The 14,459-nt window shown below is 43.6% G+C and carries 13 protein-coding genes and 1 pseudogene; 13 read left to right on the forward strand and 1 reads right to left on the reverse strand.

The genetic code is table 11. From position 1 onward, the window contains the following. Positions 1-78 precede the first annotated feature (78 nt). The 8 genes and pseudogenes from ACYTXU_RS12525 (at position 79) to ACYTXU_RS12560 (ending at position 9,630) form a co-directional block, all read left to right on the forward strand. The gene (locus tag ACYTXU_RS12525; RefSeq protein WP_462207117.1) at positions 79-1,137 is read left to right on the forward strand and encodes a hypothetical protein; all 1,059 of its coding nucleotides are present in this window, start codon (positions 79-81) and stop codon (positions 1,135-1,137) included. Positions 1,138-1,154: 17 nt separating this feature from the next. Continuing rightward, positions 1,155-1,317: pseudogene (locus ACYTXU_RS12530) on the forward strand (nuclear transport factor 2 family protein); the annotation flags it as partial. A 108-nt stretch (positions 1,318-1,425) separates the two neighbouring features. After that, on the forward strand, positions 1,426-1,734 hold the full coding sequence (locus ACYTXU_RS12535; RefSeq protein WP_462207118.1) for a hypothetical protein: 309 nt from the start codon (positions 1,426-1,428) through the stop codon (positions 1,732-1,734). 98 nt (positions 1,735-1,832) lie between these two features. After that, complete coding sequence (locus ACYTXU_RS12540) at positions 1,833-2,327, forward strand: hypothetical protein (RefSeq protein ID WP_462207119.1); 495 nt, start codon at positions 1,833-1,835, stop codon at positions 2,325-2,327. 100 nt (positions 2,328-2,427) lie between these two features. Beyond that, positions 2,428-3,096 carry a hypothetical protein gene (locus tag ACYTXU_RS12545; protein ID WP_462207120.1) on the forward strand — a complete coding sequence of 223 codons (669 nt, stop codon included), beginning with the start codon at positions 2,428-2,430 and terminating at the stop codon, positions 3,094-3,096. Between the two features lie 71 nt (positions 3,097-3,167). Then, positions 3,168-3,932 (forward strand): ceramidase domain-containing protein, encoded by a 765-nt coding sequence (locus ACYTXU_RS12550; protein WP_462207121.1) that lies wholly within the window; start codon positions 3,168-3,170, stop codon positions 3,930-3,932. A 409-nt stretch (positions 3,933-4,341) separates the two neighbouring features. Further along, the gene (locus ACYTXU_RS12555; RefSeq protein ID WP_462207122.1) at positions 4,342-6,180 is read left to right on the forward strand and encodes a galactose oxidase-like domain-containing protein; all 1,839 of its coding nucleotides are present in this window, start codon (positions 4,342-4,344) and stop codon (positions 6,178-6,180) included. A 45-nt stretch (positions 6,181-6,225) separates the two neighbouring features. Continuing rightward, positions 6,226-9,630, forward strand: coding sequence for a multicopper oxidase domain-containing protein (locus ACYTXU_RS12560; RefSeq protein ID WP_462207123.1), 3,405 nt, complete (start codon positions 6,226-6,228; stop codon positions 9,628-9,630). 158 nt (positions 9,631-9,788) lie between these two features. Here ACYTXU_RS12560 and ACYTXU_RS12565 read toward each other — a convergent pair whose 3' ends face one another. After that, positions 9,789-11,090, reverse strand: coding sequence for a DEAD/DEAH box helicase (locus ACYTXU_RS12565; protein ID WP_462207124.1), 1,302 nt, complete (start codon positions 11,088-11,090; stop codon positions 9,789-9,791). Between the two features lie 140 nt (positions 11,091-11,230). Between ACYTXU_RS12565 and ACYTXU_RS12570 the strand changes: the two genes are divergently transcribed. The 5 genes from ACYTXU_RS12570 to ACYTXU_RS12590 all read left to right on the forward strand — a co-directional run bounded on the left by ACYTXU_RS12570 (position 11,231) and on the right by ACYTXU_RS12590 (position 14,378). Then, complete coding sequence (locus ACYTXU_RS12570) at positions 11,231-11,773, forward strand: hypothetical protein (protein WP_462207125.1); 543 nt, start codon at positions 11,231-11,233, stop codon at positions 11,771-11,773. A 94-nt stretch (positions 11,774-11,867) separates the two neighbouring features. After that, positions 11,868-12,461 (forward strand): hypothetical protein, encoded by a 594-nt coding sequence (locus ACYTXU_RS12575; RefSeq protein WP_462207126.1) that lies wholly within the window; start codon positions 11,868-11,870, stop codon positions 12,459-12,461. A gap of 477 nt (positions 12,462-12,938) precedes the next feature. Beyond that, entirely contained in the window at positions 12,939-13,277 is a 339-nt protein-coding gene (locus ACYTXU_RS12580) for a hypothetical protein (protein ID WP_462207127.1), read from the forward strand. A gap of 173 nt (positions 13,278-13,450) precedes the next feature. Then, positions 13,451-13,837, forward strand: coding sequence for a hypothetical protein (locus ACYTXU_RS12585; protein ID WP_462207128.1), 387 nt, complete (start codon positions 13,451-13,453; stop codon positions 13,835-13,837). A gap of 67 nt (positions 13,838-13,904) precedes the next feature. After that, positions 13,905-14,378 (forward strand): DUF2269 family protein, encoded by a 474-nt coding sequence (locus ACYTXU_RS12590; protein WP_462207129.1) that lies wholly within the window; start codon positions 13,905-13,907, stop codon positions 14,376-14,378. Positions 14,379-14,459 lie beyond the last annotated feature (81 nt).

The following is a 14,459-nucleotide window of genomic DNA, read 5'->3' on the forward strand; positions in this document are numbered from 1 at the left end:
TACCTGCAAACTTAATACAAAAAAGGATATAAGAACAAGAATGTCCGGTAATACAATGTTAGAGCGCAAGGAGAGTGTATGATACACATCGCGATTGGGTTTGCCCTATTAATAGGGTTATTATTTTCACCAGGCACCTATATTTTATCATTGATGATAAACATGGATGTTGCCAAAACTGGATTTGAGCCATATCAGTTACATTTGCTTTCAATTGCAACTAATTTTTGGGTTCCTGCAGTAATATTTCACCAAGTAGCAATTAGAACAAGGTTGAGCACTATTTTGCGGCCAAATAACAAGTTGCGACTAACAATAATTATCTCAAACTCGGTTATAATCGTATATCTATTAGCAAGAATGTTTGCCTCAACCATTGAAGGCGGTGGTGGCTCATATGTCGTACGTTCTTTTAGTATATTTACCTTAGTTCCTGCATCTCTAGCTTTATGTGTTTCCTTTTTCATTCTAATCAAACAGGCGGTTTCTAAAAAAACATCAAATCATTTAGCAAAAACTAGAACAACTTCGCTCTTTCTTTTAACCTTAATAATTCCTTTATCATATGTTTCTTACCTTTTGTTCGCGAAAGGCTCTCCTTTCAAGGAAGCCGATCTTATTGAAGATAAATTTAAAGAGTACTGTAAATCTTCTGGAGAGAACATTTACGAGAGCATAGTTACGCCTGTTGAGAGTGTTTATGTTTCTGCGGGAGAGAGGAGGTTTAGATTTGATGAAAAGGGGAAGGTTAGGTCTACTGGAATAGGCACTTTAGGTCGTTACCTTCTTAACAAAAATATTATAAGCTTTATCGAAATGGACAACACAAGAAAAAAATCACCAGGAGATGGAGCGTACATTGTGGAGGGAGCAAAAAAAAGGTCTCCTACTACCACTAATGAACTAAAAAGTAAGTATGGTATTTTCTCTACACAATTAGTGTCAGAGGAAGATAGAAAACTAGGCATAACAGGTGAAGAAGTTAGAGTTGTAGATATATCAAATAAAAAAGTGCTAGCGGATACAACATACTTTTACAGCAAACCTCACCGCCTATTTTGCGGTCACTATGAAAATGATATTTTTTCAACTTACGAGTTTGTATTGAGGGTTTTTGAACTTGACGGGAAAATTTAGAAAAAGGAATTAATCCTGAAGACGATTTAGTTGCGCTTCATACCCATCAGGCATGGGCCGGAATGAAGAGTACGTGACTATGGGTTTTTTCGATTCGACGAGAACCGAAAGATTGTGCCGCATTGGGACTCTATACAGAAAGTGCCAGATGAAACGAAGAATGGTAATCCAATGTATTGAGTAATTGCCTAACAAGATAAATGCACTCGGAGAGCAAATAACGTTGCTCTGCACTGCTTTTCAGTACCAAGATTTAAAACGTTAGAAGTATAAACAATAAGGATAATTATGATTATTAAAGCCGAAAAAATATCAAAGAGTTCATTTTTTAAATTACTATTAATCTCAGTAGGTCTCGGCCTTTTCTTTTTCTTCCTGCTTTGCGGTATTGCAGCACTTTTTGGATCTAGCACAGTTACCTGGAATGGAGAGGTGGTAACAGGTATTAAAGGTTTGTTAGCAGCGTTGCTTATGTGGCCTTTTTTCAGTCTGTTTCTTGTCTGTTTTATTTGGCTGTTTGGTGTTCTGGGCTTGTGGGCATATTCATTGGTATCCCCACTATATATTGAATTTAAAGGGGATGCTAAGCCATTGTGAAAAGCACGTAAATTCACAACCGGCGCAGCGTAAACTAATCTTTATCTCAGTTGCCACCATAGCGGCTATATTTTTTTTAAATATCAATAGGAAGCTTTATGAAAATTAAAGTCACGCTTTTTCTAAGTCTCTTCGTATTACTAAACGGCTGTGCTGGCTACCAAAGGATGTATGAAGGTGCGGAGAAAAGTCCGGAAGAAGTCTCGATTATTTCTGCAACTGGTAATGAAACTGACGGGTTTCTGGGAATAGGTTATAGCAGCATTCTTATCCGCACAGTAGATGGACAATCATCCTTACCTTCAAATATGAAACCTAATTCTGTTGAGGTGTTGCCTGGCGTCCATACATTCGAAATTGGATTATACAACGCTAGGAGCCAGTCGTTTGCAACTTTCACTCTAGATGTAAAGAAAGGGCATCGCTATGAGATAAGGTTTGAGGAAGCCCGCTCTGAATCAAATCCAGATATGGTTAGGGTTCAATCATCTTGGGTGGTAGATCTGACTGAAAATAAAGTGGTTAAGAATATTAGGGAGTGGACTTTAGCAACTGAAGCAATTTGGATAACTCCCATTTACATCAGCTATTGATAATATTTAATAAAGCGCGTGAAGTGTCGTTGTCTTAGGTATTGCATGGCATTTAGAAAAAGAAGACTTAAACGAATTTTTTTATTAACTAGGAAGAACAATGCAACAGAAAACAAATTTAATTTTAATTTCAATTTTAACTTTAATTCTATCAGGCTGTACTATAAACCCACCACAAGACTTGAGTCTTTCTGGAACTCCGCAAAGTAACTCATTTGTTACTGATGATCGGGAAGATCTTGATTATCCGGGGTATATGGCAGGTGAAGGCAATATATATAGTTGTCATTACGGTATAGCATATTTCGAAGATGAGCTACTAAATCCTAAACCAATATCTATATTAGAACATCACCTGATACAGAATCATCCTGAAATAAGTAAAAATAATGTTTCTGTTAATAGATTTGATATATTTTACAATTGGAAAGAGCCTCTAATGCAAGTGGCAAAGCATTCTGTAGCTGGAGCACTTTCGGGAGTTACGGGTAATACTTGGGTTGCAAAAGAAGGCCCGCTCGAGGGAGAAATTATAGGCTGTGAAAATGAAAATTTGGGCGAGTATTATCGAAGCGAGGTTCCTGTTGGCTATGCTGCGATGGTTACCTATCTTGATTTGAATGTTGATAGTCGAGTAATAAAAGTACGAAACGTGACTCCAATAATGGTAGATGGAGTACCCCTCAAAAAAGAACTAAGCCCATGGATCGATAAGGCAATTGTAAACACATTTATTGAATTAGATAAGCAGATAAGCGAAAAGCAATAATATCAGTTGGCCTTTATCAAAAGGGATTGCCACACCGGCAGTTCCTTCAAAAAATATAGGACGAGGTTAAAATGCTAACTCATATCCAGCGCTGCGTGATCCTTATCTTTACTTCAGTTGCCGCTGTGGCGGCTCTATTTTTTGTAGATCCTATTCCTCAAGATCCTAATTATCATTTATTTGCGGACTCACGCCATATAGCTGGTATTGAGAACTTTTGGAACGTTGCCTCGAATTTGCCATTTATGGTGGTTGGCATACTGGGTTTAGTCCGTTATCCCAAGTTGTCGCATAAAGAGAGCGCTAATGCGTATTTGGTTATGTGCATCGGCGTCTTTCTGGTTGGGTTTGGCTCGGCCTATTATCACTATGCCCCAACCAACGAGACTTTGTTGTGGGACAGGCTGCCGATGACGGTTGCCTTCATGGCTTTGCTCGCTCTGTTGCTTGGCGAGCGTGTACTTCGTACTCCGCGTCCGCAGTTACTTTGGATTTTTATTTTGATTGGAGCCTCCGCGGCATTGTATTGGGCATGGACAGAATCACTTGGCAGGGGTGATCTTCGACCCTATGCCATTGTCCAGTTTTTGCCCGTTCTGCTGATTCCGTTGATGCTAGCCATGTTTCCGCAGCGTTATCTTAGCGGCAAGTTGTTGTTATGGGCGTTCGGTTTCTATTTACTGGCTAAAGTTTTTGAACACTACGACGGACAGATCTTCAGTGCAACCGCAGTCATGAGCGGACATGCTATTAAGCACGTAGCGGCTGCCGTCGCGGTTTTGTGTTTGATTTATGCTATTCCGACAAGTAACAAGCCTAACCTCGAAAAAGCCTGAGTTGGTGTAAACTCCAACGAATACTGTAACCCGCGATATTTCAGGAGCCCGAAAAACACTAAAGAAATCATTTGGGTATATCATTTCTGATCCCAAAACTTGTGGGGAAGTCGGTCATACTGTTGCTATTGGTAGCTTTGGCTAGTTATTTGCTCGATGTATAACAAGGAAAAAACAGCTTTGGGCGTTATTGGTTTGTTCAAAAAATAATCACTTGTAAAGAGATTTTGTTGGAGTTAGTATGAAATTAGGAGCTACACCATTCATGGAGGATGGTCAATGGATATGACCCATATCTCGAAAATCTTCTGGTATTCCACAAGTCTTTGCATGCTGGCTCCTACTGCCATGTGGCTTTATATTGCTTGCAAAAGACTGATACCAGATAGTCAATCAAGGAGGATATATTATGAAACAAGGGAAAAAAAACTCAGATCACGGTAACGATCATAACAACAAAAATAAAAGCCCACGCTGTGAACACATTACTCCATCCGAGCATAGGCTTTTACTCAATTATCTAAATCAAGCTGTTAGGGTAGATGACTTGATTTATGGTATGCCTGAAACGGCTCATTCACACCCAAAAGATCCACATCCAGAGCATACACACCATCATGATCATCGACATACATTCATGAAGGCTGATGTTGCCAAGAAAATAATGGAATTAAAACTGCATAAGTTTCCATTAGGTTTTCGGCACTGGGAAGACTTACGAATAATTAAAGGTTTCCGTCCGGAATGGCTGGATGATTTGATCTTTTCGTTTAGTAACGCTGTGCTCGGAGAGTGGAATGATTTCCCCGTCGATATTCCACGCAGAGGGAATATGAGCAGAGATGGTATCGTGCATGCCATTATGCTTAAAACAGGACAAGTGTTATTTATTACCGGCGATGAAACAACCCTGTTATGGGATCCTGAAGATACGACGGCAGCAACATTTGAAGATCCAACCAATCAACCACACCTGATGCCCGGTGGATATTCTCAGGTGTGTAGCCATCATGCGCAAATGTCAGATGTTGACGGTTCAGTGCTGGTAGTAGGTGGTGGTGGATACGGTCCTAACTCATTGGCAGTGGCAGGATATATCTTTAATCCGGTGACTAAAACCTGGCGTCGGACTGCCAATAACATGGTGCAAAATAAGTGGTATCCAACAGTGGTAGCGTTGGGTGGGAAAAAAATGCTTATTGCCAGCGGAAAATCGAACGATGGTGATATGGAAATATTTGATGAAATGACCGAAACATTTTCGACACTGTCTGGAGACGACAAAGTATTTCCGAACTTGTACCCAGGGCTACATCTTTTGCCAAACAATTCTATTTTTTATTCTCGTACTGGTTTCGGTACAGCAGGAGCGGGTCCTGGTGGTGTTGCTTACGATGATCCCACCGTTTCACCGAATAATTTGGGCGGAAAGCGTCCCGCATACTTCACTCCTAATGCGATTCCGAATGCAACGGCAACGGGTGGTACATGGACAAAAATAACGCCATCACCAATTAAAAGAGTAAAAGGGATGTCCGTTACTCTGTTGAAATCAACGCCACCTTATGTGCGGATTATTGTGATGGGAGGAACAGACACACTCACCAACAACACCTATGAAATGTTTGATGCGTCGACACTAAGCCCAACGTCAAGTTTCGACCCGGCTGAGCCGTTTCCTGACGGTCAAAACAGATCGCTACCCAGCGGCGTTTTATTACCCACCGGAAATCTTTTTGTTTGTGGTGGAATTTCAACAACTAATTCGCCTTGTGCCGAATTTGATATTGCGAGTAATTCCTGGTCTGCAAGAGCTAACCTGGGGTCTGTGCGCCAATATCACTCGGCAGCACTACTTTTACCAAGCGGCAAAGTAATGATGGCGGGTTGGAATAATCCCAAAATTGAAATTTACAGCCCTCCTTATCTTTTTAACGGGCCACAGCCTACCATCACGTCTGCACCCGATATTGTTCATCATGGAGCAAACTTCACAATAGAGACGCCGGACGCAACGGATATTAGCAAGGTGGTGTTGGTTCGGCCTATGGCGGTGACACACCAGACTGATTCGGAGCAGCGGGTCATTGAAATGTTACCGTTAGTTCATATCAGTTCGACCGAGCTGGGGCTAACCGCTCCTGATGGTGGTCATCCACATGCGATGGCACCACGAGGTCATTACATGATGTTTGTAATCAATAATTCTGGAGTGCCATCCGTGGCAAAATGGGTTTATTTACACTAATTGCATGAAGCGATTTGAAAGCAAAAAATATCAAAGGATGGATATATGGCAACTTATGAAATTGAAATTAAGACCAGTCAGCAACCCATGGACATTGGACCGCCTGGGGCACCCTTAAACGCTAATAACTTAGAGCTCTATAACGGCAAAGTTGGGCTCATTATCCCCAATGATTTTCCAACCGAAATACCGGGAGGCGTTATTAATGTTGGTGATAGCCTGATTGTCCGACTGATTAATGACCTGCCGGCGCCTATCGCAACGGGCATTCACTGGCATGGTATCGAATTGCAGAGTAATGCAGATGGAACACCCGTTACGCAGGATCCAGTTCCTGGAGGTGATTTGCAGGTTTTAGGAGGTATTGGTGGATCACCAGTAGGGGGAACTTATCTCTATAAATTTAAAGTCACTCGCCCCGGAGTATTTTGGTTTCATCCTCATCACTTTCACTCTACCAATAGAGTGTTTAAGGGTACCTATGGAATGCTCATTGTTACCGATCCCAACGAAGCAGCATTGATACCAGGAACCATTCCTGATGCATCGAATACCGAACAGCTAGTACTTAGTGATATTACGGTGTGTGGTGCTCCGGGCAATAATCCCCCATACGATCCTAGCCTGCCATGGGCAGGCCCTGGCGGTGTTCTTCCGCCGCAAGCCGGTTTTTCACCGGAGGATATATGCGATATTGATGCTGTGGATGAAGAAGGTGCTGGAATCCCCGCCCCGGGTTACGGACTGGGCGATGTGCCAAATATCCAGCGCCCCAGTGGTAGAGTCAACGAAGGAATTACCGTTTTAACGAACGGGGTGAACGTTGGACCGCGTGGCGGAACACCGACAGCACCCGATCCAATTGTGCCAGCGGATGTCAGAATGATCGATGTTCAGCCTGGGCAGGGCTTGCGTTTGCAGATTGTTAATTGCGCCACTACCAGATATTTCAGACTGAAGTTGACGACTAACCTTGGAGTACCGATTGATCTGGTACGCATCGGTGGTGAAGGTGGGTTACTGGATAATGCAGTTCTGGAAGGCGGTACTATCAATGGGTTCGATACCAAATACGATGAGGGGGAAATTTTATTGCCCCCTTCCAGTCGCGCCGATGTGGTGGCGGCTATTCCTGATGATGGTACCACCGATTTGACTCTGTGGACTTTGGATTTTGAGCGCTTAAGTGGAGGGGGTGGTACTTTTGCAAACCTACCCACAGTGCCAGTGTTACACTTGAATGTGACGGGTGCTGCAGTAACGCCAGCCTATAGCATGACCGGTACCGCGAACGGCCAACCTGACGGAATGGTTATCCCTACACCATTACGTTCAGCCACCGGTAATCTTGTGGATGAACTTGGTGCGGCGACAGCGACCTTGCTGGACCCGGCAACTTTTACGCCAAGCAAAGACGGCATGGCTAGCCAGGACATTGAGCTTACCTCTGGAACACCGGGTATTAATGGAATTGACTCAAGTTTTAGCGGCTTTACGCCGTACAGCGCCGCGGATCATGTGGATTCATCGCGTTATGCAAAGGAAGGCGATCTATTGGAGCTGACCGTAACAAACTCGACAGGAGCCCATCATCCTTTTCATTTGCATGGCTTTTCCTTTCAACCGAAATCCATTACTGGCCCCGGTGGGACTTTCACTTGGGAGTATCAGGAGTTTAGAGATACGGTAGATATACCAAATGGTCACACCCTTACCTTTAAAGTGCTGATAGAAGATGAACGCCCATTTGCTGACGACTCTGTGACGCATAGAGGTGGGTCACTGGGGCGCTGGCTTTTTCATTGCCATATTTTCTTTCATGCTCATCGAGGCATGATTAGTGAGCTGGTCATTACCGACAAAGATGGCAGCGGAGATGAAAAACCCAATATTGATGTAGGAGGTTCCTGGACTTATGCACCAAGCGGCATGATCGCAACACGAAAAGGAACCTATTATTTACGGGACGGCGATACGCTCGACACGATCGTGGCTCATTTAGATGATGGCACGCCTATTGGGGATATAACTGTGACAGGAGGAACTAGCTGGGAGTGGCAATCACATACGCCGCCAAATGCTGCATTACCCGATCAGATAAACTATGTCTACGTAACAATAACAGGTAACTCTGGGCGTAAGGATCAGACTGTTTTTCGACTTCAAATTGGCGGAGCCGATGAAGGTTCAGACAATGGTGACCCACACATCAAAACCATCGACGGGACCAAATACGATTTTCAATCGGTTGGTGAGTTTACGCTTTTGGCAGATCGTGATGGAATGGAAATACAGACGCGACAAACACCGGTTCTAACAGCGACACCTATCACCAACTCCTATACAGGGCTGACATCTTGTGTCAGCGTCAACACCGCTGTTGCTGCCTTACTGGGTTCACACTATATTTCCTATCAGCCGGGTCAAGACGAAGGATCGCTAGAGTTTTATGTCGATGGCAAACGATACGATTTAACAACACGAACACTGAATCTTGATAACAACTTGGTAAGAGGTGTGGAAATTGATGGCAAGATGGGTTTGCGGGTTGACTTCAATAATCATGCCGTATTAATGGCGACACCCCATTTCTGGAGCAGTAATAACATTCACTATCTCAACATCAGTGTTTCGCATACACATGGTGACGAAGGTTTGATGGGTAAAATACCTGAGGGTAACTGGTTGCCAAAATTGCGTAGTGGAGCAAAACTGGGACCAAAACCACGGGATTTACAACAGCGATATGAACAGTTATATAAAACTTTCGCTGACTCGTGGCGTGTTGATGACAAAAGAAGTTTGTTTACTTATGCGCCCGGTAAATCGACCGCAGATTACACCGACAAAGACTGGCCGACATTCCAGCCTCCATGCAAGTTAAAACCGCAGTTTGAAATTCCTGGTGCCACCGTACTGCCTGCTATTCCGGAAGAAGAAGCAAAAATAATATGTCAGGAAGTAACGGAAGGCGACTTATTCGCCAGTTGCGTAGCTGATGTATCCGCAACGGGCGATAAATCATTTGCCGAAGGCTACTTAATTGAACAAAAGATTCGTAGCAGTGCTACTTCTGTTCAAGTGGTTTACGGTAATGATAAAGGGAAGATAAGAGTGACCGCGATTGTTTTACCGTTAAGCAAAAATGGCGCTAAGCCGACCGGTAAAGTTACCTTTTCTGTAAATGGTATTGCAGTGGGGCAACCTGTTGCGGTTGATTCGGATGGACAAGCGACGATTACTCTGGACGATGCTAAAGAAGGAGACCAAATAGAAGCTACTTACGATGGTGGTGATGAGGGGAGCCTATCCTCAAGTAATAGTCCGAGCTTAACTATTTCGCGTCTACCGATGGAAAATATCAATGGAGGCAATAAGAAATGGCCCTGGTATTTTTGGCTTATCATGCTGTTAATTATTTTACTGTTATTGGCATTAATAACGTTCTGATGAAAAATTTTAGACACTCATACACTAGCCGTTTGTTCTGTACATTTTTCATAGAACAAAATTTATGAAAGACCTTGCATTGCCGGGTCAAGCCCGGCAATTCCATGTTGATTGGAGTTGGCTTGGTGTAGCTTCGTTACAGTTAGAATCTGTTAAGGCTAATCACTTTTCTTGCCACTCTTATTGTTGGGTTTCTTTTTCTTTGGTTTGCGTTTGGCCTGAGCAGTGCTGGGTTTTTTATTGGTTTGGTTAAGCTTAGCTTTGGCTAGCTTTTTCTTGTGCGGCTTTTTCTTACCAACATTTTTCAATGGTGTTTCAGGCAGCACGTGTTGCGGTTCAAAGCCGTCGGCGATTTTTCTCTCGAGCTGTTGGCGGATGAGATCTTGAATACCGCGGAGGTCATCGACTTCATCGGCGCTGACCAGTGAGATAGCTGTACCTTTTTCTCCTGCCCGTCCGGTTCGTCCGATGCGATGGACATAGTCTTCGGCGACATTGGGTAAATCGTAGTTGATGACCAGTGGCATCTGTTCAATATCGAGGCCACGAGCTGCGACGTCGGTGGCGACCAAAACCGTTACCTGTCCATTTTTAAATTCGGCAAGAGCTCGGTTACGTGCTCCCTGACTTTTTCCACCATGAATGGCTGTTGCTTTAATGCCTCTTTTATCGAGGTCGACGCTGAGCTTGTTTGCACCTCTACGTGTTCTGACAAATACCAGTAACTGCTCCCAGTGGTGGTGGCCGATGAGGTAGCTGAGTAGGGCTGGTTTCTGTTTTTTGTCGACAGGGTAAATCCACTGTTTGACCGTTGTTGCTGTGATGTTGGTTTGCCCGGTTTCGACCAGGGTAGGATTGGTCAGAAATTGCTGGCTGATAGCTTTGATCGATTCAGAGAAGGTGGCGGAAAACAGTAATGTCTGTCGCTTCGCGGGTAGTTTGCCAATGATGCGTTTTATGCTGGGCAGGAAACCCATGTCCAGCATTCGATCCGCTTCGTCTAAAACGAGAAATTCAAGATCTTTAAAACCCACTGCATTTTGCTGGATTAAATCCAGCAATCGTCCGGGCGTTGCGACCAACACATCAGTACCGCGACGGAGCTTTAACATCTGTGGGTTAATCTTGACGCCACCGTAGACCACAACCGAATTCAGCGACAAGTTTGCCGCGTATTTCTGGACGCTTTGGTGAACCTGTTCTGCTAGCTCACGAGTAGGAGTCAGAATCAGACAGCGTGCAGAATTGGCGGAAGCTCTCTTTCCTTCTGACAGACGCTGCAAAATTGGCAATGAAAAACCAGCGGTTTTACCCGTTCCGGTCTGCGCCGCAGCCATTACGTCCTGACCATTGAGGATTAAAGGAATGACTTTTTGTTGGATCGGCGAAGGAGTTTTATAACCACTCTTGTGTAATGCGTCGAGTAGCGGCTGAATTAAATCGAGTTTGGAAAAGGGCATGAAAGAAGGGATTAATGCATAAGGCGCTCAGTTTAGCCTTTTCCGGGACAAACTACGAGTAATTAAAGGGTAGGTGTGTGGTGAAAGCGATTGCAATTAGCTAAAAGCGAACTAGGATAAGGGTTTAAGGTAATTGAGGGATGTCTGCCAAAAGAATGTTAGCTTTATCTGTGAAACTACTTATCTCTGTACCGGTACTGCTATTGTGGTCATCCCTCAGTTGTGCGGATGAACCACTAAAGGCTCCTACAGCGAAACGAGTATGCAATAAGGACATAACATATTGTGCCTACCTGGCACCTGAAAAGGATGCGATCATTTATAAGGTCGAGGGAAACTATAAACTTTCCGAGGCTTACCAAATAAAAGGGTGGCATCGCTCCTTTTATATATCACCCAACGGAGAGTATGTTGTCATCGGCTTTGCTGGACTGGATTTAGTACCTAAATCCGTTAGGCCTAACCAGATAATGCTCTCCATATATCATAATGGTAAATTGCAGCACACTATCGTGCTTTCTCAGTTACTTTACAGCTTAGATTCTTTGCGACCAACAGTTTCCCACTACTACTGGGGTTCGATCAGCCAGGTATCAGACTTTCATGTTCGGCTAGATACAGTCGAAGGAATGGTGGAAGTGGATATAAGTAGTGGCAAGGTATATCGTGCTGAAAAAAATTAACACAGCAAACAGTTTGATGCCGTGAGTGGTGCTTAGAGATACTGTATTAGGTTATACCCTTGAATCGACTTTCACCAACATGACGTGAAAAACCATGAAAAAGATATTTGTTGTAGTACTGATCATAGGTATTGTTTGGGGACTATATAATTGTTCAGGCAAGGTGTCGCTAGGACCTGGTGTCAAGGCACCTGATGTACCACAACAAGACAAGTTAGACCCTCCAATAAAATTCAAGCATCAAGAATTCACGATTAGCAAAGTTGCTGCCTTCCAAATTAAAGCGAAGGTATTAGCAAAGGAAAACTATCATCTTGGACGTGAAGCGGATCTTTCCCCAACCGACTTGGCACTCGGATGGGGAAGAATGTCTGATGAAAGTATTCTGCAACATATCGATATGTCTCAATCAGGTCGGTTTTATCGCTGGCGTGTGAAATCATTTCCAATACCGCGAGAAGAAATAGAAACCCATAGCGCCAACATGCATCTGATTCCTGCCAATGACCATATAAAAAATGTTATTGATGATATTCGCGAGGGAGAGATCATCGAATTGTCAGGCAGTTTAGTTAATGTAGTATCTGATACGGATGGTTGGCGCTGGAATACGTCTTTGACCAGAAACGATACCGGCAGTGGGGCTTGTGAATTGATTTGGGTGGAGAGTCTTAGAGTTACAAGATAAGTTCAGGTTTTGGTGCTCTGATGATATGAGTGAAGAAGGAGCATGTGAGCGTATGATAGAGGTAAAAAATGGCAAAATTGGAAGACTGCTGGAAATAAAGGGTGTGGGTTTAGCGTCAGGTATATAAAGGATTGACGGAATCAAGAGCAAAGTTTGGACACACGAACTTGTTCAATGGAATGTTTTGCCGCAACAAAGATTATGATTAACAATAAAGGGTATTGGATGAGCGAAACTAGTAAAAAGTTATCTACTTCGAGAAGTCGCCACTTCGCCATAAGCCCATGGATACTTGTGTTTGTTCAGTTTTTTCCTCTCTCATTCTTCGCTACGTATGCTTTTTGGCACGGCGAACCTACCGATGACCGATGGATGGAGGCGTTTCAATGGGGAGCACTTGCAGCATTGATTCAACTTTTAATCGTGTTACCTCAGCGGAGACCAATAAACCGGCTGATACTCGCTGCGAATCTATATTTGCTTGTAGGAGGCGGAGCAGTACTTACGCACCAGTGGTGGCTACTGCAAGCTTACGGTACGCTGAGAGAAGCGGGGATTTTCATTGCCATACTGATTGTGGGTATCGTAACGACATTCGCAACTTCGACTGGCTTTATCGCTACTTTGGCTTCTCAGTCGGAAGTTCGACGGGCCTCTCTTTGGTTGCTTATGGCGGTAATTCTTAGCTTGGGAATGTCGCTGGTGTTTGCAGGCGACACGACTTGGGCTGCAGTCGTGCCAATAATCTGTTTGGCTATTTTTCATCGTGTGCTACAAGTCAGAGTACGAGTAAGGTTTAACGAGACGAACAACTAAGTATTAGGGTACTTTAAGTAGGATGAACTGGAAGTGCTAACTGGCTTTATGGTGACCATAAATAGAGGCTGGAAAAAAACTGATGCAAATTATTGTAGTGGGCTGTTCGTTAATTTAAATTCGATTGTTTGAGAAATCATACCCATAACTTTAATTAGAAAAAGGAGTCAACCTTGAATAACATATTAAACTCAAAGTACTTGAAAGTACTGCTTTCCTCCATCGTCATTTTTCAATTTTCCGCGTGCTCAGAATCCAGTAATGAGAATGAGGTTAGCGATTCGTCATCGTATGTTTCTTTGCCCACAAACTCATCAAATCCTGTGGAGATAGAAGGGGAAATCACTTTTTGGATGTGGGAAGGTGATGCTGGCTGCTATGGTGAGATAAATTCTGCTGGGAATGTGATTGAGTTATGGTCAGAGGCTGACCTTTGTGTTGATGAAAAAGTCACGGAAGGTGAAGTCAGAACCTTATCAATCATATTTGAACAAGATATGCAGCCTTATTTAAACGTCAATGATAAGCCGGTGTATAGTGTTGTAGGATATGACGGTTAGTTGCTAAATCTGCTCATCGCTACTCATAGAAACTCAAGACACGCGTTAGCCAACACTGAGGATCATCATGTACCTTACAATCAAGTTATTCCACGTTATAGCGGTAATTGCTTTCCTCGGCAATATTGCTACTGGTTTGTTTTGGCACGCTCACGCGGCGCGAACACGGGATCCGAAGTTGCTCGCCCACACCATGGAAGGGATTATCCGAAGTGACCGGTTTTTTACCATGCCCGGGGTCATTGGCATCATTATCACTGGTTTCGCTGCTGCTATATATGGTGGTTTGCCAATTTTAAGAACGGGATGGATCGCATGGGCACTGGCACTATTTGCAGTGTCAGGAGTTGTGTTTATGATTCGTGTCGCGCCATTGCAAAGGCAGCTGTTGGCTTTTGCAGTTGCCGGTGAGCAACTGGGCAGCTTCAATTATTCTCAATACCGAGTCCTTGCCATACGGTGGGAAGTCTGGGGGGCCGTGGCTTTGTTGACGCCTGTTGCCGGCCTGGTTCTTATGGTACTCAAACCAACATTGAGCTGACCCTGATTAAAGTGATACTGATATGATTTCTGTTTCAATCAAGGAACAATTCATTACAAATTAGCTAATAAATATTACGTA

It is taken from the genome of Kangiella sp. M94 (assembly GCF_054926195.1).